Source organism: Pseudomonas sp. ICMP 10191 (assembly GCF_001467335.1).
GTDB classification, from domain to species: domain Bacteria; phylum Pseudomonadota; class Gammaproteobacteria; order Pseudomonadales; family Pseudomonadaceae; genus Aquipseudomonas; species Aquipseudomonas cerasi.
Genome location: NZ_LKGW01000039.1, coordinates 1 through 509 on the forward strand (window position 1 = coordinate 1; position 509 = coordinate 509).

Below are 509 nucleotides of genomic sequence, written 5' to 3' on the forward strand. Positions count from 1 at the left end.
CCCTATGTCTTGCAGATGCTCTTCGCGTTCGATGATCGCGAGTGCCTGGCCGGTTTCGCCGCAGCCTTGCAGAGCGTGGTCGAACGTCACGACATCCTGCGCACCAGCGTGGTCTGGGAGGGGCTTGAGCAGCCGGTGCAGGTGGTATGGCGCAACGCGAAACTGAGCCTGGAAGAGGTGGCCATCGATCCGCTCGACGGTGACGTGCTGACACGACTGCGCGAGCGCTTTGACCCACGGCACTATCGCCTGGACATCGGCCAGGCGCCGCTGATGCGACCCACCAGCGTCTGGTCGGCATGTTGCTGTTCCACCATCTGGCGCTGGATCACACCTCTCTGGAAGTGGTAGTGGAGGAAATGCAGGCCAGCCTGCAGGGTCATATCGAGCAATTGCCGGCCCCCGTGCCTTATCGCAACCATGTGGCACAGGCGCGTCTGGGTATCAGCCAGGCTGAACACGAAGCGTTTTTCCGCGACATGCTCGGCGACATCGACGAACCGACTCTG

General features: G+C 62.3%; 1 pseudogene. It reads left to right on the top strand.

The window, feature by feature from the left end:
- Positions 1–509, top strand: a pseudogene (locus AO388_RS04955) (condensation domain-containing protein); the annotation flags it as partial.